The organism is Polynucleobacter sp. SHI8 (assembly GCF_027944005.1).
Taxonomy (GTDB): domain Bacteria; phylum Pseudomonadota; class Gammaproteobacteria; order Burkholderiales; family Burkholderiaceae; genus Polynucleobacter.
This window is the reverse complement of the sequence record NZ_AP027204.1, coordinates 1,108,060-1,128,425: the sequence shown is the minus strand read 5'-3', so window position 1 is coordinate 1,128,425 and position 20,366 is coordinate 1,108,060. Positions and strand designations below refer to the sequence as shown.

The following is a 20,366-nucleotide window of genomic DNA, read 5'->3' as shown; positions in this document are numbered from 1 at the left end:
TCTCAGAAGGAGTCTAGAAAGCTTTACATTGTGGGGCTTTTAAACTCGCCACCAAGATGAACCAACCCAAAAGGAATGAACTGCGCATCTAGATTAAATACTACGTGCCCAGCGGAAGCATGCGCATCTCGAAAACGGCGCTCAAAACTATTTTTTTCGTAAATTCCATTTGCTCCTAATAATTCGTGCATGATATCAACTGCTTCATTCGCCATCTTCATCGCCATGGCCGTATTACGCTTATAACGTAATTTTGTTGGTGTATCAAATTCAATATGATTTTTATAGGCAATTTCTGCCTCAATTGTGTTGGCTGTTAACCATTCATAGGCTGCTTCGATTTTGCCATCTGCTGTGGCAATTTTCATTTGTAGGGTCGGTATTGCTGACATCTTTGCCCCTGTATAACTGGTACTTTTTGATTTTATCCAGTTAGTCGTCTCCTCCAACATCATCTTTGCATTTGCAATCATGGCGCCAGCTATTCCATTACCTCCAACAGAACTTGTTGGTACCTTAAACATGGGATTTTGATGAATCTTAAAACCAGGAAACTCGTGTTCAGGATGATGAATATTCATGGATAACACGCGATGCGCTGGAACAAAAATATCTTGACACTTCACACTCCGACTACCAGTCCCACGCATACCCATGGTCTGCCAGTCATCAATAATTTCATAATCATTTCTCGGAACTAAACATACACACCAATCGACTGTCTTATCGCCATCTTTCACTTGGCAGGAGAGCATATTCCACTCGCAGATATCTACGCCTGAAGAAAATCCCCAATTTCCGGATAACAACATACCGCCATCAACCCGCTGACCAGCCCCTTGAAAATAAGCCACACCTGACGCTATTAAAGCATTTGGATTTTCACCCCAAATATCTTCTTGGGCTTGAATCGGCCACTGGGCTAACTGGCGATTATGAGAGGCAATATTGGCAAATACCCATCCAGTTGATGGACACCCTAACCCTAATAAATACGGTATCTCCATGAAACCACGAAAATCGACCTCCATGCCACCCCACATCTTGGGCTGTTGATAACGAAATAAGCCACTCTCATGTAAGGCATTAACGACCGCATCAGTTAAATACGTTCTATTTTCAGTTTGATCCTGCTCAGCACTTAGTAACGGAATGAGATCTTTCGCGCGCTGCACAGCCTCCTCATAAGAAACATCCTGAAATGACTTGGCAGATTTAGATAAGCTTGATTGAATGATCGGTTCTGGCGCGTTCATGAAAAATTACATGTAAGGTAAATTAGTAAATATAGATTGATAGTATTTTTTAGTTAGCCAATTGTCAATACAATTCAATTAAAAATGATTAGGACATACCCTAACCTTCCATTATAAATATGTAAACAATTGTTTTATATAGAAATAAATTAATCAAGATAAAATGGTATTTGTTAGTACAAGAAAAAAACAGGCGTAATATATTAAAAATGAATAGTTACATTTTGTCCGACCAAGTTTCAATTAAATGAGGTAAATAGGATGCCAATACTTGGATTTGCTCATGTAAATGTCAGTACTCAAGATTTAGAAAAATCTCGTAAGTTCTATGCTGAAATCTTAGGCTTAGTGGATGGTTACCGCCCGCCATTCGGTCGAGTTGGTGCCTGGATGTATTTAGGTGATCAACCCATTGTACATATCTCCACTTCCAGAAACCCTACCCCACAACCGAAAAAGACTGATGCCTTTGATCATCTGGCTCTTTGGACAAAAGATATTCATCACTATCGTGAAACTTTAAATAGACATGGGATTAAATTTGTTGAATTTGGAGTTCCTGAAAATGATCAATATCAACTATTTTTTAAAGATCCTGATGGCACTGAAATTGAATTGATTTTTAGTGGTGAGGAGGCTCGTCTAGCAAGTCAAGCAGAGGGCGCGCATGTAGATGGAAGTTTTGGTAGAAATTTATAATCGATCAAAACAAGTAATACAATTCTATTTATGGTTGAAAAAGCACTTCCCCTGCATTTACAAATCTATCATCGCTTACGAGAAGATATACAAAAGGGAGTCTATCCTTTAGGGAGTCGCCTGCCGACTGAAGAAGAATTATCTACAAGTTTCAACGCCAGCCGCCCTACTCTTCGTCAAGCGCTCACAAGTTTGTCCAACGAAGGTCTTATTATGCGTCGACCGCGAACTGGATCGACCGTGGTTGCCAGTCAACCACAAGTGGTGCTTTCTCACTCGGTCAACTCTGTTAATGAACTCTTAGACTATCCAGGACAAATGACGCGAGAGATTTTAGATTCCGGCTTTGTCAAGGCAGATCAAGAACTCGCTAAGGAACTTCACTGTCCGTTACATATGGAATGGTTTCGTTTAGTAACTCTAAGATTCCAAAATCATGCATCACTTCCTTTATGCCTTACCACCTATTACATCCTTCCCAAATATGCAGGTGTTATCAAACATAAAAAACATTTGACGATTCCCATTAGTGAGCAAATTGTTGAAATGTTTGACGAAGCAATTCTACGGGCTAAGGTTGAGGTCTATTCAGAAATCATTCCAAAAAAATATTTCTCTGCTTTACAAATCACCAACCAAGATTCTTCATTAGTGGTGATGCGTTCCTATATTGGTAAAGATCAACAAACGTTTCAAATTACAACAAGCCACCACCCACAAGATCGATATCGCTATAGCTTTGAACTCATCCGCGAACAACGCTCAGCTAACTCTGGCCTGCGCAAGAGCTAAAAAAAATCCCCACTAAAAAGTGGGGATATGGTCAAGCTTAATTGCTTATACTGGTGCAAACATCTGACCACCGTCAACGTTAATTACTGAGCCACTTAGATAACCGCAGAGTGGTGATGCGCAAAATGCTGTTAGGTGAGCAATCTCATCTGGCTCTGTCATTCTGCCAAATGGTAATTTTTGCGTGAGTTCAGTCCAACGCGCTTCATCACCTAATTTATTTTTCGCATTCGCCTTCATCATATTTTCCATACGATCACTGCGTGTTGGTGATGGGTTAATACCAAACACACGAATACCATTCTTATGACTTGTAGCACCAACTGCTTGAGTAAATGCCATCAAAGCAGCATTCGCTGTTACACCGCAAACATATTCTGCTCGTGGTGCTGCACCGGCCATACCAATAATGTTACCAATCACGCCAGAGCCTTGTTTTTCCATGGCAGCAAGGTAAATACGAGTTAAATTAATATAACCAAATAATTTAAGTTCCCATGCATTACGCCATTTTTCTTCATTGATATCAGCAAGTGTCCCACCAGGAATAGCGCCAGCGTTATTAATCAAAATATCTACATTACCAATTTTTTCAAAAAGTGCCTCTGCAGATTTAGGTGCAGCTAAATCTAATTCAACTGTTTGACAAGCAACCTTATAGGTTGATTCGATATGGTTTTTACCATTCTCTAGATTTTTGGCATCACGTGAAGTAATAATTGGTAAAGCACCTTCGGCGGCAAAAGCTGCTGCTACTGCTAGACCGATTCCTTTTGAACCGCCTGTAACTAAAACTTTCTTGCCTTTTAATTGCAAATCCATTGTATTTCCTTTCTAAGCACTTCTTAACGTTAAAAAATTATTTAAAACCTAAAATACCTGTTCCTAATGAGCGTCCATCACGGAGTGTCCAACGACCAGCCAATATCGTAAAATAAAAATCGGATAAATGACGATTAAACAAATCAGGATCTTCAATATTGTTGGTATGACCCGCCTTTGGAAATACCACAAGCGATGCACTTGGAATATTTCGTTTCATCAATAACGCAGGCTCAAGACATGGGTCATCCTCATCTCCTGTAATAACCAGGGTTGGAACAGTGATAGTCTTCATACCATCTATCAACTCCCATAGGGATGGGCGCATTTTTTGTACACCCCTCAAGGTATTCGCTGAACCAATCGCAGGATGCTCAAGCATCTGCTCAACAAACTCATTAAAGCCACGTGGATCTTTGTTTTGATATTGAACTCTTGTTGGCCCAAGTGTATATTTTTTTCCACCATCAACTGGACCAAGTTCAAGGAACATGTTGGCGGCAGCTTCCAATTCCGCTTGGAAATTTGCTTTTTTAGCAGGCTCAGCCCCATAGCCGCAACCAGCAATGACCAATGAAAGTAGTCGATTTGAATAAGAAATTCCCATATGCAAAGCGGCAAATCCACCCATCGATAAGCCACAAATATGTGCTTTTTCAACCTGCAAATGATCCATGATCGCAACAATATCTTTTACAGCTCTCTCTTGAGAATACATTTTTGTATCCTCTGGAACGTCAGATGGCAAATAGCCTCGAGCAGAATATGTAACGCATCTAAAATAACGGGCAAAATGACGCATTTGATTTTCCCAACTGCGATAATCACCCGCAAATTCATGGACAAAAATCAAAGTCTGGCCAGATCCAGCCTCTTCATAATATAAATTAACGCCATCGTCTGTTTTTGCATACGGCATACATCGTCTCCTATCTAATTTTTTTTAATTTCTTAAGATTCTACGTCATCATAATTTAAGTTGATAAATATTGCTTTGAATATCGACTTTCAATGAATGGCGCGAAGCAATTCTTGATGAAGAATAAAATCATCAAATGCCTTTAGTCCTAAATACTCTGCTTGAAATGAAAAATCTTTTTTTATACGTTTTATGCTCATAGGTGACCTAGGTAATGGTCCATTCTGCCCTATGGTACATTCCTCTAAATGCTTGGTAAATCGATATTGAAATGCTGGATAAAGTCTTTGCAAATTTTGTAACCAAAACTCTAATGACCAAGATTTTCCAGTAGCGAGGTGATAAAGCGGCTCTGGCGAATGCCCCTTTGTCAACATCAGAGCAAGACCTTTTGCAATATCCGTACCATAGATATAGTCCGAACCGCCATTTTCATGAAGAACAATACTCTCGCCCCGAACTGCACTCCAGTAAGTCTGGAGAGGCAAACTCAAGGTATCTCGGTGACCTGTATCGTACTCCCAACGCCCATATCCAAGACCTAAACGGACTGTAGTGACGTTCAAACCCCTTGTCTTACGATACCTTATAGCTAACCGCTCTGCGGCTAACTTACTAATACCATAAACCGTTTCAGGCAAGACTGGGCTGGTCAGTTCATCAATTACCTCATCATGAGTACCTACATTTCCGAAAATCGAACCTGAAGATAGTTGAATCATTTGATCCACAGAGTACCGTAAGGCATATTCAAATATATTGACGGAGCCCATCAAGTTTGTCTCTAAAATTTCCTTCGTATGTTGTTGTTCCCGATCTTGATCGGCGGTAATGGCTGCGGCGTGGATGATTTTTGAAATCTTATATTGATCAAAGAGTTTTTGAAGATCATCCTCATGATCCACTCTTCCCTGAACAAATTCATAAGCTATATTTTTTTGAGAGAAAGCCTGCTGGAATTTTGAAGGCAAGTCACTGGGACCAAAAATAACTAGGGTTTTCACTAGCGAGGATAATTCCTCAATAAGGTTCAAACCTATAAATCCTGCACCACCAGTGATCAATATTGTCATTGTCTCAATTTTTTTTCTGTAGGATATGGATATTACACCTACTTGTTAAATCTATTTATTTCGACTAAAGTACTTTTACAACATTTTATTAAAAAACTTGGAGACACTATGTTTAGTTTTGTACGCGTACCTTCACAAAAAAATGCCATACTGCGCAACTTGAATGGTTTGATTTTAGGATCAGCATTTGTTGCGATGTCCTTTGCTAGCCATGCACAAGAAAAAGTGGTTCGAGTTGGAGCCTTATTACCTGCTTCTGGACCTGGCTCTTACTTCGGTGTTATGGGAAAACAAGGTGCTGATCTAGCTCTTGAAGAAATCAATAAGAACGGTATCAACGGCTATAAATTAGCCATTGAATATGGTGACTCTCAGTGTGCTCCACTTGCTGCTACCAATGTGGCAAAAAGAATGCTTGAGACTTTTAAGCCTCATGTTGTGATTGGTGAAGAGTGCTCAGATGCGACTTTAGCTGCAATGTCTGTATTAGAAGAAGCAAAAGTTCCATTACTGAACGCTGGCTCTGCAACGAATAAATTTACTGACTCTGGTTTTAAATACGCTTTCCGAATTTTCCCAAGCGCTCAACAACAAACAGATAGTCTTGCAACAAATGCAGTAAAGAAAATGAATGCTAAAAATGCAATTCTTCTAAACGTAAAAACAAATGCTGGAATCGATATTTCCGATAACTTCGAGAAAACCTTTGTAGCCAATGGTGGAAAGGTGTTAGGTAAAATTGACTTTGCTAATGATGTAAGTGACTTTACTTCGATTGCCACTCGTGTCGCATCGATGGGTAATGTAGATGTCCTGTTGGTGTCTGCACTTGAAGGTCAAACCATCAAGCTCGCCCAAGCTCTAGCTCAAGCAGGTGTTACTAAAGGCGGTGGTGGTAAAGCTGTCATGATTGGAACGATTTGGGTACCTTGGGGCTTTGATCAAAAAGCTGGTAAAGCTTCTGTTGGTTACACAAGAATTTCACAGTTCGATCCAAATGATCCACGTCCAGTCGTGCAAAACTTTGTGAAAAACTTCAAGGCTAAATATGGTGCAGATACTGTTCCAACACATATTAATGCGCATGCCTATGATCAAATCTTAATCATCGCTGAAGCTGTGAAAAGAGGCGCGAAAGATTCCGAAGGCATTCGTAACGAATTCACAAAAATGAAAGATGTTGAAGTAACTACAGGTAAAATTACTTTTGGCCCAACCGGTCAAAATCAAAATTTATCCGTAATCCACTATGTTGAAACTAACCCTGATTTAAGTTGGAAAACACTTAATTGGTAACTTAAGGTTTAGTAGATAAAAAAAGTCCACTTTACATTTGAAGTGGACTTTTCAACACTAGTTTTCAACATTTAGGATTTTTATGTCTGATTTTTTGAACTTGTTTGCCCAACAAGCAATCAACGGTATCGTGATGGGCTGCTTATACGTCATGGTTGCACTTGGTTTAACCCTGATTTATGGGGTCATGAATCAAATCAATTTTGCCCATGCAGACTTTGTCACACTCGGTGGTTTTGCTGCTTACTTTTTTGTTCAATGGTTTGGTGGAGGCTATTTATTAAGTATTGTTGTTGCCTTTATTGCTGGTGGAATATTAGGTTATTTAGTTAATTTAACTATCTTTGCTCCTCTGCGAAATCGAGGAGATGAACTTCGCCCCTTGATTGCAACTATTGGTGTTTCTGTACTCTTAGAAAATGGTGCTTTAGTTCTTTTCGGTCCGGTTCCTTATCAATTTAATAGTCCTTATGATGAAACGATTCGTTTTGGAAAAATCTTCTTCACCACACAAAGTTTATTAGTGGTTGTTGTCGCCTCAAGTGCAATCGCTGCGCTTTATTTCTTTATGAAATATACCTTTACTGGAAAAGCTCTCAGAGCTATTTCACAAGATCGCGAAACTGCTGGTCTGATGGGTATTAATCAAACATTTTTAATCATGCTAACGATTGTGATCGCTTCAGCGATGGCGGGCATGGCTGGTGCGATGTTAGGCCCAATTCTCGTTCTCACGCCTTTTGCTGGTGCATCTGTGATTGTTAAAGCTTTTGCAATTGTGATTATCGGTGGCTTTGGCAATATGGCGGGTACGATTATTGCAGGACTTCTCGTAGGACTCATTGAAGCATTTACTACTCAATATCTTGGCTCAGGTGTCATTGATCTAGTCGTATTTGCTCTCCTACTCGTGATGTTACTCGTCAAACCAACGGGTCTTATTGCAGAAAAGAAAGAAGAAAATGTCTAAGCTCTTATCTAACTCTAAAAAAATTCCAAGTTGGGTCTATTACGGTCTTACGGTCCTTATTATTCTTGCTTTACCTATAGTATTGGGTGGTTCAGCTTATTGGCGCAGTATTCTGATTACGATTGCTTTAAACATTATGTTGGCTATTTCGCTGAATCTGATCCTCGGATACACTGGCCAGCTCCATCTTGGTCATTCAGGTTTCTATGGTGTAGGTGCTTACGCAACAACTTTACTGATTAAAAAGGCCGGGTTTAGTTTTTGGATTGCGGTTGCAGCAAGTTCTCTTTTGGCTGGTATTGTAGGTGTCTTATTAGCTTTTTTTGCAACGCGTTTAAAGGGTCATTACCTAGCTATTGCATCGATGGCTTTTGCTATTATTTTGCATCAAATCCTTTTAAATTGGGATACGATGACTTCTGGACCATTAGGCATTTATGGTATCCCGCCACCTCCTCCAATGAATATTATGGGAAATGAAATTAAATTTAGCAATCAGGTCAATTTATTTTATTTAATCTCATTTGTGGCTCTTCTAACCTATATTGTTTGGGGTAACATATTACGTTCTCCCATCGGCGATACGCTACGAGCTATTCGTGAAGATGAAATTTCAGCTGCTTCTTTGGGGATCAATACCAAACTTTGGAAAATCTTTTCCTTTGGAATTGGCGCCATGATTGCAGGTCTAGCCGGCTCATTCTACCCGAGCTTTGTTGGCACACTTGTACCAGATGCCTTTGTAGTTTCAGAGTCGTTCACTTATCTTGCCATGGTCATTGTTGGTGGATTGGGGACCATGATTGGTCCAGTCATCGGGGCAATTGTTTTAACACTCTTGCCTGAACTGCTCCGCGGTATAGGTGATGCACGACTTTTGGTCTATGGTATTTCACTCACATTGGTCGTGTTATTTATGCCAGGAGGAATATTGCAAGCAATGCAAACCTTAAAAGCAAAATTCATTAAAACCAACAAATAAATATTGAATCTATGTCGAATCCTATTTTAGAAGTTCAAGGTCTTTGTAAGTATTTTGGCGGGGTCAAGGCGGTAGATGGTATTACTTTAAAAATACCTCAAAATGCTATTCAAACGATCATCGGTCCTAATGGTGCTGGCAAATCAACCACTCTCAATCTTTTGTCCGGAACCTATTTTCCAACCCACGGAAAAATTACCTACAACCAAGCCGATGTTACGTCTCTCAAACTGCATCAACGTGTGCATCTTGGTATGGCAAGAACGTTTCAAAAAATTCGGTTGTTTAAACAATTGTCTGTTCTAGAAAATGTCATTGCCGGTTTTCATATTCATCATCAAATACCTGCATGGCAATACCTAATTCCTGCTGGTGCTTTTAAGAAAAATCGAAGCGATTGTCAAAATGAAGCGATGGCCTTATTGGAGTTTCTTGGTCTTTCTGACAAAGCCAATGAACGTGCTGGATCACTTCCTTATGGCACACAACGTTTACTTGAAATTGCAAGGTCGCTAGCCACCCGTCCAAAATTATTTATGCTGGATGAACCCGCTGCAGGTCTGAATGATACTGAGGTGCAATTTTTAATGGGTCGTTTAAAAGACCTACAAAATCAAGGAATGACAATCGTTCTGGTTGAGCACAATATGAAGCTTGTTATGAACGTTGCTGATGAAATCTTTGTGATGGATCATGGTGAATATTTATTCGATGGTAAACCTGCGGAAGTTCAGTCCAATCCCAAAGTCATTGCGGCGTATCTTGGTGCCGATGGAGTTCAAGTATGAGTATCCTTCTTGAAGCTATTGATCTAGAAATTGCTTATGGTGATGTCGCCGCTTGTAGTGGTATTAGCTTTACCGTAAGTGAAAAAGAAATTGTGACACTCATTGGCTCTAATGGTGCTGGAAAATCCACTACGATGCGAGCTATTGCAGGTGCCATGTATCCTCGTAAAGGGAAAGTTCTTTTTGAGGGAGTTGACGTCACTAACATGCCATCCTTTCAAAGAAACCAATTAGGTATTGCTCTTGTACCTGAAGGTCGTCACGTATTTCCCTTCTTGACTGTTTTAGAAAATCTTGAAATGGGTGGCTATTGTCATCGTAACAACCGTGCAAAAATGAATTCTCTCATTGAAAAAATGTATGCGATGTTTCCTCGCTTAAAAGAACGCTCAAAACAAAATGCAGGCACATTATCTGGCGGGGAACAACAAATGCTCGTCATTTGTCGTGCCTTAATGTCTGAACCAAAATTGCTTTGTTTAGATGAACCTTCTCTGGGCTTAGCACCAATTATTGTGCAAGATATTTTTCGGACGATTCGTGAGATTAATGCTTCTAATACCAGTGTTTTGCTCGTTGAGCAAAATGCCCACTATGCTCTTTCAACAGCAGCTAGAGCTTACGTTTTACAAACTGGAAAAATCTTAACTTCAGGTAAAAGTAGTGAACTCGTCAACGATCCAAAAATAAAAGAAGCATATCTAGGTAGTCATTAACTATAGGGGACAATCATGGAAAATATACTCGACAAATATTCCTTAAAAGGAAAAGTTGCCATTGTTACTGGAGCTGGTCAAGGGATTGGTCGTGCAATTTCCATCGCCTTTGCTCAAGCAGGTGCTCAAGTTGGCTGTTTAGACTTTCTTGAAGAAAATGCAAAGCGAACCGCCGCTGAAATTACTGATATGGGCGGTCAAGCAATTGGAGTTTATGTAGATGTGAGTGATGAGCCAGCGACGCAAGCTGCTGTAGCAACAGTTGCCAAAGCCTACGGAAACTCGATTCATGTCCTCATGAATGGTGCCGCAGCAAAAGATCCTAGTGGTAGTGTTGCTGACTATTCCCTAGTTGATTGGAATAAGGCTATTTCTGTCAATTTGACGGGTGCTTTTTTAATGAGTAAGGCCACCATTCCACACATGATTGCCGCAAAATCAGGATCAATTATTCATATTGCATCTCAACTTGGTAGAGTTGGTACTGCAAATCGTGCAGTGTACTGCGCCATAAAAGGTGGCCTTATTAACTTAGCTCGCGCGATGGCAATTGATCACGCTGCAGATCAAATTCGCACCAATACGATCTCTCCAGGTGCTGTTGAAACGGAGCGGATGACGCTCCGTTTTGGTACGATGGAAAAGGCAAGAGAGGCTTTAGGCCCTATGCATTTATTAGGCAGACTTGCGCAACCCGAAGAAATCGCTCTCGCAGCAGTCTATCTAGCCAGTGATGCATCTGCATTTGTAACTGGTTCAGATATATTGGTTGACGGTGGATATGCAGCTCAATAAAACAAACTGACTATTTAAAATTTTCCTTATCATTAACGGGGCTTGTTATCACCAAAAAGACCAAATTTTCTAAGCCCGTGTTGTGTAACTCATGGACAACGCCAGGAGGAATATAAGCCACATCATGTTCACCCATGATGTATTTTTTATCATCCAGTATTAACATCCCTTCGCCACTTAAAAAGTGATAAATCTGTTCTTGTACTTGATGAACGTGACTTTCTACAAAGGCTCCAGGTTGATAGGTGGAGATCCGATAATCAAAAATCTTACTATCTGTCGTATTCGGTGAAACAATTTCTTTCGATAAAGCCCGATCAAAATGACCTGGATACTGTATCCAAGGTATTTCAGATAGATGACGAATAACTGCTTGACGGGTTTTTGTTTTTTTCATCAATTACTCCATTAGTTGGGTTGCCATGGTTTACCAAAGACGGGTTCTCTATAGGGTATTGGTGGTAATTGCCAAGTTCCTGTTGATGGGGGTTTGATATCAGCACTGACATGGACATCAATCACCGTTGGTCTTTTATTTTGAATGGCTTGCGCTAAAACACCCCGAAAATCTTCACTTCTGGTCACCGTGTAACCATCGGCTCCACAAGCTTTCGCCCACATCGCAAAATCAGGATTATATTTTTCGCCACCAGGACCCTGAGTCCCTTTATAAAATGCCGTGCCAATCTCACGTCCTTCAAACATGCCTAACTGAATATCCCGAATCGCTGACCAAGCAAAATTATTCCAAACGACCCAAATACAAGGCAGATTATATTCAACCGCAGTTGCGACAACATGGGGTGCCATCATAAATCCACCGTCACCAACTACAGCAATACAGGTTCTTTCTGGCGCAGCAAGCTGAGCACCTAACACCCCACAGACACCAAATCCCATAGAGGAATAGCCCCAACTATTGAGCATACTTTGTGGTCTTTTTGGTTTCCAAAACTGCATAAACCAATTGTGATGCACTCCTGAATCTAATAATAAAATTAAATCATCTGGCGCTACATCATTGATGCTAGCCACAATATATTCAGGACGAATAGGCGTCTCAATTTTAGAGAAATTGGGATTCATGAACTGATTCCACTCCTGTTGCCAAACAGCAATTTCTCCATGCCACGCTAAATAAGTATCAGCTTTTATTTGGGTCTCATTTGCAAGCCCTTGCAGAAGTTGTCGCGTAAAGACTTTCGCATCTGCTATTAAGCCTAATGTTGGTGGATAGTTACGCCCTAATTCAGCTGGATCAATATCCACTTGAATGAGTTTTGTCGATGGAAAGTTCCATGAATAACCAGGATGCCATGATGATGAAGAGCGATCATCAAAGCGTGTACCTATACAAATTACTAAGTCTGCATGACGTCCTGCTTGGTTCGCAGGATAAGCGCCATTTCGGCCAATGAAGCCCAGTGTTAATGGATTATCCATTGGCACGCACCCCATACCATTGGGTGAAGTAATCACAGGTATGCCAAATGATTGGGATAGCTCGGTAATCTCTGGACTAGCTTCCGATAAACTCACCCCTTGACCAATAAATAGTACAGGCCTGCTGGATGCTTTAATTAACTGCACCACCAATGCAATATCTTGTGCATTCGCGCCAGGACGATGCTCACCTAGGCGATGTCCAGGAGCTTGTAATTCAACATCATCGGATTCTTGAAAAACATTATAGGGAACATCAATATTCACAGGTCCTGGTCTGCCAGTAAGCATCGTATCAAAGGACTGTCGCATCGCAAGGGGCAACATATCTACTCGAGAAGGCTGAAAAGTACGCTTCACAACAGGTCGCAACACTTGGGCAAAATCTGCCTGATTATGCGCGTATAACTCTTGAAATGGCGCACGATTAGCTTGTGATGTAGGCACATTCGCCGTGATCGCTAAAAATGCAGAAGAGTCAGATAAGGCTGTTGCTAATGACATAACCAAATTAGCAGATCCTGGGCCAGTGGATGTTAACGTTGCAACAGGTTCATGCTTCACCCTAAAATACGCATCAGCCATATGACCAGCGCATTGCTCATGCCTCGGTGAAATCAAAGTAATTTGATCTTTAAGATGATATAAAGCATCTAAAATACCAACGTTACCGTGCCCACAAATACCAAAGATATAGGGAACTTTTTGCTTAACTAAGTACTCGGCTATGACTTCTCCACCATTCATTTTTGGCATCGTATCTCCATATTTTTTATATTCATATCAGCATAACTTATTTTATAAAAAATTCATTATAAAAAGGAATTGCATATTTCTTCTATGTTAATCTACATGCATAACAAGGAGACACTAATGACTCAATTCTTAAAAAGTTTTGTGCTTTGCCTTTCTGTCATATTCACAACCAATTCTTGGCATGTCAATGCCAATGAATTTCCGAATAAACCTATTAAAATAATTGTACCCTTCGCTCCTGGTGGATCCAATGATGTCGTCATGCGCCTATTAGCTCCTTCTCTTTCAGAAGAGTTAGGTCAAAGTGTCATTGTCGAAAATCGTCCTGGTGGAGGGGCAACCATTGGCATGGACCTTGTTGCCAAATCTAAACCTGATGGTTACACATTAGGTGTTGCCAATACAGCATTTGGAGCAAACCCGTTTGTTATCAGTAAAATGCCATTTGACACACAAAAAGATTTAACTCCAGTATGTCTGGTAGGAAAAGTTCCTCTAGTGGTGATTGTAAATCCGCAATTTCCGGTTCGAAGTATCAAGGAATTAATTGAGTACGCAAAGAAAAATCCTGAAGCGATCAACTATGGATCCGCCGGAAACGCAAGTGCACCGCATTTGGCAGGCGCCTTATTCGAATACTCTACAGGTACAAAATTAACGCACATCCCGTATAAAAGTGGTGGTGAGGCCACTGCGGCAATTTTGGGTAATGTTACCCAACTTCAGTTTGCTGCCGTTCCATCAGCGATTCAACAAATCCGTTCGAACCGCTTAATACCTTTAGCCGTAACAACCTTGGATCGCGATGAGAGCTTACCGGAAGTGCCGACGGTTGATCAATCTGGAGTAAAAGACTTTGACATGTCTGATTGGATCGGTATTGTGGTGCCAACAGGCACACCTGATATTGTTGTTAAGAGACTCAATGAAGCTTTCGTAAAAGCTCTTGCAAAACCAGAGAATCGTGCCAGCCTATCAAAGGCAGGAGCTAGACCTATTGGTAGCTCTCCTGAGGAATTAAAAAATTTAATCAATAAAGAATCAAATACTTGGCAAAAAGTTGTTAAAGCAGCAAATATAAAAGTTAATTAATCTCATCAGGACTTCATATGATTCATCGCATCGGCATGTTATTACCTGCCACTAACATTGCAGTAGAAATTGAATTCAACCGTGTTCTACCAAAAAATTATCAGCTCTTTATCTCACGTGTAAAAGTGAGCTCTGTCGATGAAATTGGCTGGAAAGAACACGATGCAGATATCAACTATCAAACAGAATTAATTGGCACGATTAAACCTGAGGTAATCATCCTCTTACAAACTGCCGCAAGTCTTTATGGTCCAGAAAACTACGATGCTGATATTGTTCAAAGAATTACGGAAATTTCAGGAGTGCCTGCAGTAACTACTGCGCATTCTATTGGAAGAATCTTAAGAGCAATCGGAGCAAAGAATGTCGCAATGCTTTCACCATATAACAGTAGTTTGGCAACAAATGCCAAAGCATACTTTAGAAAAATTCATGGTGTAGAAATCACCTCCGTTGATTTTTTTAACCTAACGGACGTGAAAAAAATTATTGAACTCGGTCCTGAACCTGCAGAAAAAGCGATTGCAAAACTGGCAGCAACTAAACCAGATGCCATTATTCTCGCAGGAGGGGCATATCAAATCATGGAGCACATTGATGCCTGGGAGAAAAAATACGACTGCACGATAGTCTCAACCAATCAAGCTGCTATCTGGGCTGCAATTCAAGCGTGTCATGGTACTGAGAAAATAATTGGTAGCGGGAAAATATTAGAACTCATGCCTAAGGGTTAAGAATTCCCCCTCAGCAAAAAAATGGGCAGCTATGCTGCCCATTGAACAATCAATTAACCTAAACTATCCGCCCAAATATTTCGAGCCCAACCCCATGCATATACTCCCTCTAAAACACTAGGTTCAGGTGACAACCCTCCAGAGCCTGGAACAGTTTTAAATGTTTTCTCAGCTGGATTATATTGATGAACACTGGCCACATGCACCACCTTTTGAGCATCAATAAAGCTGTAACAAGTATTGGTTAAAACTGGTGCTGGATTAATATCCCAGCCGTTGAGTTCAGCAACAATTGCAGCAGCTGCAACTTTGGCATGGGAGTTGGCCATATGCCCTGATTTAGGCATGAGAGGCGCAATTTGAATAGAGTCCCCAAGCACATGAATATCTTTCGCAGAAGTTGATTCAAAGTTCAAAAAGTTCACTTCAGCCCAACGACCATTCGCATTTGCAATTCCTGCATTGACTGCAATATCTCCAGCGCGCATAGGTGGCAAAATATTCAAAACATCCGCTTTGATATCCTCTTGCACTTCAAACTTGATGGTCTTTGTTTTACCATCAACTTCAGTAACGTTAAATTGTGGGCGATATTCAATCATGCCAGGATACTCTTCTGCCCAAGCTTTTTTAAATAGCGCAGGTTTAGATACGATATCTTGATTCGCATCTAAAATAAGGATCTTGGACTTGGGTTTATATTTTTTAAAATAACTCGCAACCTGACACGCTCGCTCATAGGGGCCTGGAGGGCAACGATAAGGCGCAAGTGGGATACTGATCGCAAACACTCCACCGTCTTCCATCGCTGCTAATTGTTGATGAAGCGCAACAGTATCCGCTCCCGCTTTCCAAGCTTGAATAGTTGCACCAGATTGATTAGCACTGGCAAGACCTTCAATTTTGTCAGTCATCATACTCACGCCGGGAGATAAAAGGAGTTTATCGAACTTCACTGTACTCCCAGACGCGAGTTTGAGTGTCTTTTTATCACGATCAATGGAAGCAACATAATCTTTGATGACTTTAACTCCATGACGAGTCTTTAAATTAGCATACGAAGATGTGAGATCACCAATTGATCTTGAGCCACCCACAACTAAATTAGATAATGGACAAGAAACAAACTGCGCATTAGGTTCAATCAGGGTTACTTTTGCCGTGTAATTGGAAAACAGTCGTAGGTATTTAGCTGCAGTTGCGCCGCCATACCCTCCTCCAACAACAACAATTTCTGCTTTATTTAAACTCGCAGCACTTCCTATCGATGGGTAAGCAGCAAGTGCACCAAGCGTTCCTAAAAAATATCGGCGATCCATAGCGATTCCTTTTTATTATTTTTTACCGAGATAATCGGCAATCGTTTGTATTTGCTCATCGGTATAGCCTTTTGCTAACTGCGGCATGATGGTACCTGTTCTAGCCCCACTTTTAAATGCTTTTAACTGAGTCAATATCTGCTCACTTGTTAACTGATCTATTTTAGGCATACTAGCGTTTTCTTGACCCTTGCCCTCTGTTCCATGGCAATTGGCACAAGTGGCCGCAAGACCTCTTTGATAAAGTTCTTGAGCAGATTTGGTTTGCGCCATTACAGTAATATTCAAAAAAAGCATGCTAAAACTTGTGATGAAGAATGCCTGAACCAACTTATATTTTTTTAAATTCATTTTTTACCTTTAAAACTTTATTTTTAGATAGATATATTAATCTGCATCGACATATAAATATGTTGTAAGTCAGCACTTTTTTAGATTGTTTTCTTATTATCTTATAACTTAGTTTTTATCCAAAACACGTCACAAAACCCCTTGCTTTAGCTGGGGGATAAGTGACGTAAAATGATGTAAATGTTGATATTTAAGGTCTGCACTGTTAAAATATACAGTATATGGTAATGACAAAAACCCTTTCATTACGCGTTAAGGATAAGCACGCAAAATTCCTACTCTCTCAAAGTAAGGAAGTTAATTTCATATGGAATTTCGTTAATGACTTGTCCTATACTCATACCAAAAAAACAGGCAAATTCTTTTCGGCTTACGATTTAAGCCAATACACTACTGGTGCAACAAAAGAAGGCTTGAGTTTGCATAGCCAATCAGTCCAAGCGGTTAATGAGGAATTTGTAACGCGTAGAAAACAATTCAGAAAAGTAAAATTGCGATGGAGAAAGTCTCATGGTTCTCAACGCTCACTAGGATGGATTCCATTCAAGAAGTCTGCTATCAAATATAAAAATGGACAGGTTCACTACCAAGGAAAAGCAATCAGTCTTTGGGACTCTTACGGACTCTCAAATTACGAACTTGGTACCGGATCGTTCTGTGAAGATTCTAGAGGTCGTTGGTATTTCAATACAACAGTGAAAGTCAAACTAAAAGCCAATGAGGCATCCAAGTCTGTTGGTATTGACCTCGGTTTAAAGGAGTGCGCTGTAACTAGTGATGGGCAACGTCTTGAAGGTAGAAACTACCGTAAGTTAGAAGATGCCTTGGCAGTTACTCAACGAGCGAATAAAAAGTTAGAGGTAAAAAACATTCATGCGAAGATTAAAAATCGTCGCAAGGATGAGTTACATAAATTTAGTACCATGCTCACCAAAGAGTATGGCGCAATATTTGTCGGGAATGTATCAAGCAGTCAATTAGTAAAAACGAAGATGGCTAAATCTACGCTAGACGCTGGATGGTCATCACTCAAAACCATGTTGGTATATAAAAGCCGTCAGGCTGGCGTGATATTTGAGGAAGTGAATGAAGCGTATTCAAGCCAAATCTGTTCGAGTTGCGGAGAAATCTCCGACAATAGTCCGAAAGGTAGAGCTGATTTGAATAAGAGAAGTTGGAAGTGTCATTGTGGATCTGTTCACGACAGGGACATCAATGGAGCTCTCAATATTCTTGCGTTCGGACATGAACGTCTAGCGGTAGGAATCCCCGTCCTTTAGGGCGGGGAGGATGTCAAGGATTTTTATCTGCCACACACCGAAAGCCGATATACACCACGGCAATATCAGCTGACTTCGATTCAATATCTGCTTCTTGTTGTCTTTCTGGCCCATACCACCAAGATGCTCTACGAGTGATATAGCCGCCATTACGTTGCGTCGACGTCCACTCCCAAACATTCCCCCCCATATCAAATAAGCCATTCACTCCAGGTAGGGTGGTTTTTGTTAGTACATGTCCAGTTCCTCTATTTAATGCACCAAGGGGTGCAAGTCCTTGATAGTTTCCACAACCATTTAAACAATGGGCATTCAGGGGATTACTCCCTCCAGGATATGGATAGCGTTGACCTTTCACAAACCCTGCTGGAGGGTTAGGTCTTTGTTCTAAAAATGCCGCAGAAGTCCACTCATCATCTGTAGGTAATCTTTTGCCGAAGAATCGGCAAATCTTTTCTGCTTCATTTTGATTGAGGTGAACCGCAGGTTCATGTTCATTTGCCGATACTCCATAAGGAGTTTTCCAGGTCCAACCCGGTTTTTTAACAAATCCTGCCTCATACGATAGTCCTCCACCATTTTTTTCGGCTTGACTAATAAAACCGGTTGCGCTTGCAAAAATCTGAACATCCTTGATCGTCATCTCAGACTGATCCCATGACAAATTACCAATCTGTACCAATGGTATGCTGGACTTTGGCGGGCTATTTGCTAGGGTGTGCTGTACAGCAATAAAGAGAATGAACAAAATAGATACTTTGAAAGTATTCAAATAAAGGTGAGGTATTTTCATAAAATCAAACCTTCATATGTGGTCAGTGATAAATTTGTGTCAATATGGATATCTTAATAAAGAAAGTAATTCATGACGAATTTTATCCAAAAATTAATTGATATTTTAGGTCCTTCGGGTGTCATGACTGACCCAAACGAAACGAAACCTTACCTCTCGGATTGGCGTGGAATTTTTCAAGGTACTGCTCTTGCAGTTGTTTTTCCTAAAACTACTGCAGATGTTCAATTGATTGTTCAGTTATGTATCAAACATTCCATCGCAATTATTCCTCAAGGCGGTAATACCAATTTAACTGGCAGCGCAACTCCTGAACCTATTGGTCAGCAAATTATTCTTTCACTCAAACGCCTGAACCAAATCAGATCAGTTGATCTAGAAAACCAAACGATGACCGTTGAGGCGGGTTGTATTCTTCAAACAATCCAAGAAAAAGCATCTGAATTAGGCTCTTTGTTTCCATTAAGTTTAGCTGCTGAAGGAAGTTGTACGATTGGTGGCAATCTTGCCACCAATGCAGGCGGTATTAATGTCCTGCGCTATGGCAATATGCGAGATTTATGTTTAGGGATAGAGGTGGTAACTGCTTCAGGTGAGATACTTCATAGTCTTCGTGGTCTTCGTAAAGATAATACGGGCTACGATTTACGTAATTTATTGATTGGCTCTGAAGGTACTTTGGGGATTATTACTGCCGCTGTAATCAAACTCTATCCTGCTCCGATCAACCGTTGTGCCGCACTGATTGCAATCAATGATTACTCAGTCATGGTCAATTTATTGCAAGAGCTACAAAGAAAAGCAGCTAATGAGCTATGCGCTTTCGAGATGATGTCAAGGGAATCACTTGATTTAACTGTTCACCATTTTCCACAATTTGCCAATCCAGTATTTCAACTATCTAGTCATACTTTACTCATTGAACTAGCTGAGTTCTCAACAGAATCTCGGGCCTCTCAAATATTTGAAGATATTCTTGGAAAAGCCCTTGAAAAAGATCTCATCCAAGATGTAGTCATTTCAACATCACTGACTCAAGTCAAACAATTTTGGGGTATCAGAGAACACATCACTCTTGCTCAAGCTAAAGAAGATGCAAATATTAAATTTGATATCTCTTTTGAGATTTCAAAAATTGGTGACTTTATTACGCATACTTGCGATTTACTCTCTAGAAATTTCCCCGGCATTCGAATCATTAATTTTGGTCACTTTGGCGATGTTAATCTGCACTTCAATATGTGCGCACCAATCGGTTCAGATAAAGGTTTTTTAAAAATGAATGAGGATGAAATCCATCGCATCGTTTATGCGCAAATAAAAAAGTATCAAGGTTCCATCTCGGCTGAACATGGCATCGGTCAATTAAAAAGAAATGATCTTCAGAATCATCGTGGGCAAGTTGCTTATCAAATGATGCAGAATATTAAGCAAGCACTAGATCCACAAAACCTCCTCAACCCTCATAAGGTTTTGCTTTAGTTGCTTGA

General features: G+C 40.4%; 21 protein-coding genes. 12 read left to right on the top strand and 9 right to left on the bottom strand.

All coding sequences use genetic code 11. The features are described 5' to 3' along the window. Nucleotides 1-23 precede the first annotated feature (23 nt). Nucleotides 24-1,256, bottom strand: coding sequence for an acyl-CoA dehydrogenase family protein (locus tag QMN06_RS05710; protein WP_281971579.1), 1,233 nt, complete (start codon nucleotides 1,254-1,256; stop codon nucleotides 24-26). Nucleotides 1,257-1,517: 261 nt separating this feature from the next. Between QMN06_RS05710 and QMN06_RS05705 the strand changes: the two genes are divergently transcribed. Then, the gene (locus QMN06_RS05705; protein WP_281971578.1) at nucleotides 1,518-1,955 is read left to right on the top strand and encodes a VOC family protein; all 438 of its coding nucleotides are present in this window, start codon (nucleotides 1,518-1,520) and stop codon (nucleotides 1,953-1,955) included. 30 nt (nucleotides 1,956-1,985) lie between these two features. Further along, on the top strand, nucleotides 1,986-2,747 hold the full coding sequence (locus QMN06_RS05700; RefSeq protein WP_281971577.1) for a GntR family transcriptional regulator: 762 nt from the start codon (nucleotides 1,986-1,988) through the stop codon (nucleotides 2,745-2,747). Nucleotides 2,748-2,792: 45 nt separating this feature from the next. On the opposite strand, the gene QMN06_RS05695 is transcribed toward QMN06_RS05700, so the two are convergent. The 3 genes from QMN06_RS05695 to QMN06_RS05685 all read right to left on the bottom strand — a co-directional run bounded on the left by QMN06_RS05695 (nucleotide 2,793) and on the right by QMN06_RS05685 (nucleotide 5,561). Beyond that, nucleotides 2,793-3,569, bottom strand: coding sequence for a short-chain dehydrogenase/reductase (locus QMN06_RS05695; RefSeq protein WP_281971576.1), 777 nt, complete (start codon nucleotides 3,567-3,569; stop codon nucleotides 2,793-2,795). Between the two features lie 37 nt (nucleotides 3,570-3,606). Further along, a complete protein-coding gene (locus tag QMN06_RS05690) occupies nucleotides 3,607-4,488 on the bottom strand; it encodes an alpha/beta hydrolase (protein WP_281971575.1) in 882 nt (293 codons plus the stop codon). A gap of 89 nt (nucleotides 4,489-4,577) precedes the next feature. Then, a complete protein-coding gene (locus QMN06_RS05685) occupies nucleotides 4,578-5,561 on the bottom strand; it encodes an NAD(P)-dependent oxidoreductase (RefSeq protein WP_281971574.1) in 984 nt (327 codons plus the stop codon). A 108-nt stretch (nucleotides 5,562-5,669) separates the two neighbouring features. Here QMN06_RS05685 and QMN06_RS05680 point away from each other — a divergent pair, with 108 nt between their 5' ends. The 6 genes from QMN06_RS05680 (at nucleotide 5,670) to QMN06_RS05655 (ending at nucleotide 11,108) form a co-directional block, all read left to right on the top strand. Then, nucleotides 5,670-6,857: an ABC transporter substrate-binding protein gene (locus QMN06_RS05680; RefSeq protein ID WP_281971573.1), complete on the top strand. Its 1,188-nt coding sequence runs from the start codon at nucleotides 5,670-5,672 to the stop codon at nucleotides 6,855-6,857. A gap of 82 nt (nucleotides 6,858-6,939) precedes the next feature. After that, nucleotides 6,940-7,827: a branched-chain amino acid ABC transporter permease gene (locus QMN06_RS05675; protein ID WP_281971572.1), complete on the top strand. Its 888-nt coding sequence runs from the start codon at nucleotides 6,940-6,942 to the stop codon at nucleotides 7,825-7,827. After that, complete coding sequence (locus tag QMN06_RS05670) at nucleotides 7,820-8,809, top strand: branched-chain amino acid ABC transporter permease (protein WP_281971570.1); 990 nt, start codon at nucleotides 7,820-7,822, stop codon at nucleotides 8,807-8,809. Before QMN06_RS05675 ends, QMN06_RS05670 begins: the two co-directional genes overlap by 8 nt. 11 nt (nucleotides 8,810-8,820) lie before the next feature. Next, nucleotides 8,821-9,597: an ABC transporter ATP-binding protein gene (locus tag QMN06_RS05665; RefSeq protein ID WP_281971569.1), complete on the top strand. Its 777-nt coding sequence runs from the start codon at nucleotides 8,821-8,823 to the stop codon at nucleotides 9,595-9,597. Next, complete coding sequence (locus QMN06_RS05660; RefSeq protein WP_281971568.1) at nucleotides 9,594-10,313, top strand: ABC transporter ATP-binding protein; 720 nt, start codon at nucleotides 9,594-9,596, stop codon at nucleotides 10,311-10,313. Before QMN06_RS05665 ends, QMN06_RS05660 begins: the two co-directional genes overlap by 4 nt. Nucleotides 10,314-10,328: 15 nt before the next feature. Then, nucleotides 10,329-11,108 carry an SDR family oxidoreductase gene (locus QMN06_RS05655; protein WP_281971567.1) on the top strand — a complete coding sequence of 260 codons (780 nt, stop codon included), beginning with the start codon at nucleotides 10,329-10,331 and terminating at the stop codon, nucleotides 11,106-11,108. Between the two features lie 10 nt (nucleotides 11,109-11,118). Here QMN06_RS05655 and QMN06_RS05650 read toward each other — a convergent pair whose 3' ends face one another. Then, nucleotides 11,119-11,505 carry a cupin domain-containing protein gene (locus QMN06_RS05650; protein ID WP_281971566.1) on the bottom strand — a complete coding sequence of 129 codons (387 nt, stop codon included), beginning with the start codon at nucleotides 11,503-11,505 and terminating at the stop codon, nucleotides 11,119-11,121. Nucleotides 11,506-11,516: 11 nt separating this feature from the next. Next, the gene (locus QMN06_RS05645; RefSeq protein ID WP_281971565.1) at nucleotides 11,517-13,307 is read right to left on the bottom strand and encodes a thiamine pyrophosphate-binding protein; all 1,791 of its coding nucleotides are present in this window, start codon (nucleotides 13,305-13,307) and stop codon (nucleotides 11,517-11,519) included. Nucleotides 13,308-13,424: 117 nt separating this feature from the next. On the opposite strand from QMN06_RS05645, the gene QMN06_RS05640 reads away from it, so the two are divergent. After that, nucleotides 13,425-14,399, top strand: coding sequence for a tripartite tricarboxylate transporter substrate binding protein (locus QMN06_RS05640; RefSeq protein ID WP_281971564.1), 975 nt, complete (start codon nucleotides 13,425-13,427; stop codon nucleotides 14,397-14,399). Between the two features lie 17 nt (nucleotides 14,400-14,416). Continuing rightward, complete coding sequence (locus QMN06_RS05635; RefSeq protein ID WP_281971562.1) at nucleotides 14,417-15,133, top strand: hypothetical protein; 717 nt, start codon at nucleotides 14,417-14,419, stop codon at nucleotides 15,131-15,133. 53 nt (nucleotides 15,134-15,186) lie between these two features. Here the strand turns inward: QMN06_RS05635 and QMN06_RS05630 are convergent, their stop codons facing one another. Both QMN06_RS05630 and QMN06_RS05625 read right to left on the bottom strand, forming a co-directional pair. Continuing rightward, entirely contained in the window at nucleotides 15,187-16,452 is a 1,266-nt protein-coding gene (locus tag QMN06_RS05630) for an NAD(P)/FAD-dependent oxidoreductase (RefSeq protein ID WP_281971561.1), read from the bottom strand. A gap of 15 nt (nucleotides 16,453-16,467) precedes the next feature. Further along, nucleotides 16,468-16,803 (bottom strand): c-type cytochrome, encoded by a 336-nt coding sequence (locus QMN06_RS05625; RefSeq protein ID WP_281971560.1) that lies wholly within the window; start codon nucleotides 16,801-16,803, stop codon nucleotides 16,468-16,470. A 227-nt stretch (nucleotides 16,804-17,030) separates the two neighbouring features. Between QMN06_RS05625 and QMN06_RS05620 the strand changes: the two genes are divergently transcribed. Then, entirely contained in the window at nucleotides 17,031-18,083 is a 1,053-nt protein-coding gene (locus QMN06_RS05620) for a transposase (RefSeq protein WP_281971559.1), read from the top strand. A gap of 13 nt (nucleotides 18,084-18,096) precedes the next feature. Here the strand turns inward: QMN06_RS05620 and QMN06_RS05615 are convergent, their stop codons facing one another. Next, nucleotides 18,097-18,876: a formylglycine-generating enzyme family protein gene (locus QMN06_RS05615; protein ID WP_281971558.1), complete on the bottom strand. Its 780-nt coding sequence runs from the start codon at nucleotides 18,874-18,876 to the stop codon at nucleotides 18,097-18,099. 72 nt (nucleotides 18,877-18,948) lie between these two features. On the opposite strand from QMN06_RS05615, the gene QMN06_RS05610 reads away from it, so the two are divergent. Then, on the top strand, nucleotides 18,949-20,358 hold the full coding sequence (locus QMN06_RS05610) for an FAD-binding oxidoreductase (RefSeq protein WP_281971557.1): 1,410 nt from the start codon (nucleotides 18,949-18,951) through the stop codon (nucleotides 20,356-20,358). The last annotated feature ends 8 nt before the right edge of the window (nucleotides 20,359-20,366 follow it).

Excerpts from the sequence above, each read along its gene's own strand:
- QMN06_RS05645 (WP_281971565.1), bottom strand. The coding sequence starts at position 13,307 with ATGCCAAAAATGAATGGTGGAGAAGTCATAGCCGAGTACTTAGTTAAG.
- QMN06_RS05615 (WP_281971558.1), bottom strand. The coding sequence starts at position 18,876 with ATGAAAATACCTCACCTTTATTTGAATACTTTCAAAGTATCTATTTTG.
- QMN06_RS05680 (WP_281971573.1), top strand. The coding sequence starts at position 5,670 with ATGTTTAGTTTTGTACGCGTACCTTCACAAAAAAATGCCATACTGCGC.
- QMN06_RS05695 (WP_281971576.1), bottom strand. The coding sequence starts at position 3,569 with ATGGATTTGCAATTAAAAGGCAAGAAAGTTTTAGTTACAGGCGGTTCA.
- QMN06_RS05610 (WP_281971557.1), top strand. The coding sequence starts at position 18,949 with ATGACGAATTTTATCCAAAAATTAATTGATATTTTAGGTCCTTCGGGT.
- QMN06_RS05650 (WP_281971566.1), bottom strand. The coding sequence starts at position 11,505 with ATGAAAAAAACAAAAACCCGTCAAGCAGTTATTCGTCATCTATCTGAA.
- QMN06_RS05710 (WP_281971579.1), bottom strand. The coding sequence starts at position 1,256 with ATGAACGCGCCAGAACCGATCATTCAATCAAGCTTATCTAAATCTGCC.
- QMN06_RS05690 (WP_281971575.1), bottom strand. The coding sequence starts at position 4,488 with ATGCCGTATGCAAAAACAGACGATGGCGTTAATTTATATTATGAAGAG.
- QMN06_RS05670 (WP_281971570.1), top strand. The coding sequence starts at position 7,820 with ATGTCTAAGCTCTTATCTAACTCTAAAAAAATTCCAAGTTGGGTCTAT.
- QMN06_RS05655 (WP_281971567.1), top strand. The coding sequence starts at position 10,329 with ATGGAAAATATACTCGACAAATATTCCTTAAAAGGAAAAGTTGCCATT.
- QMN06_RS05625 (WP_281971560.1), bottom strand. The coding sequence starts at position 16,803 with ATGAATTTAAAAAAATATAAGTTGGTTCAGGCATTCTTCATCACAAGT.
- QMN06_RS05675 (WP_281971572.1), top strand. The coding sequence starts at position 6,940 with ATGTCTGATTTTTTGAACTTGTTTGCCCAACAAGCAATCAACGGTATC.
- QMN06_RS05640 (WP_281971564.1), top strand. The coding sequence starts at position 13,425 with ATGACTCAATTCTTAAAAAGTTTTGTGCTTTGCCTTTCTGTCATATTC.
- QMN06_RS05700 (WP_281971577.1), top strand. The coding sequence starts at position 1,986 with ATGGTTGAAAAAGCACTTCCCCTGCATTTACAAATCTATCATCGCTTA.
- QMN06_RS05635 (WP_281971562.1), top strand. The coding sequence starts at position 14,417 with ATGATTCATCGCATCGGCATGTTATTACCTGCCACTAACATTGCAGTA.
- QMN06_RS05620 (WP_281971559.1), top strand. The coding sequence starts at position 17,031 with ATGACAAAAACCCTTTCATTACGCGTTAAGGATAAGCACGCAAAATTC.
- QMN06_RS05685 (WP_281971574.1), bottom strand. The coding sequence starts at position 5,561 with ATGACAATATTGATCACTGGTGGTGCAGGATTTATAGGTTTGAACCTT.
- QMN06_RS05630 (WP_281971561.1), bottom strand. The coding sequence starts at position 16,452 with ATGGATCGCCGATATTTTTTAGGAACGCTTGGTGCACTTGCTGCTTAC.
- QMN06_RS05660 (WP_281971568.1), top strand. The coding sequence starts at position 9,594 with ATGAGTATCCTTCTTGAAGCTATTGATCTAGAAATTGCTTATGGTGAT.
- QMN06_RS05705 (WP_281971578.1), top strand. The coding sequence starts at position 1,518 with ATGCCAATACTTGGATTTGCTCATGTAAATGTCAGTACTCAAGATTTA.
- QMN06_RS05665 (WP_281971569.1), top strand. The coding sequence starts at position 8,821 with ATGTCGAATCCTATTTTAGAAGTTCAAGGTCTTTGTAAGTATTTTGGC.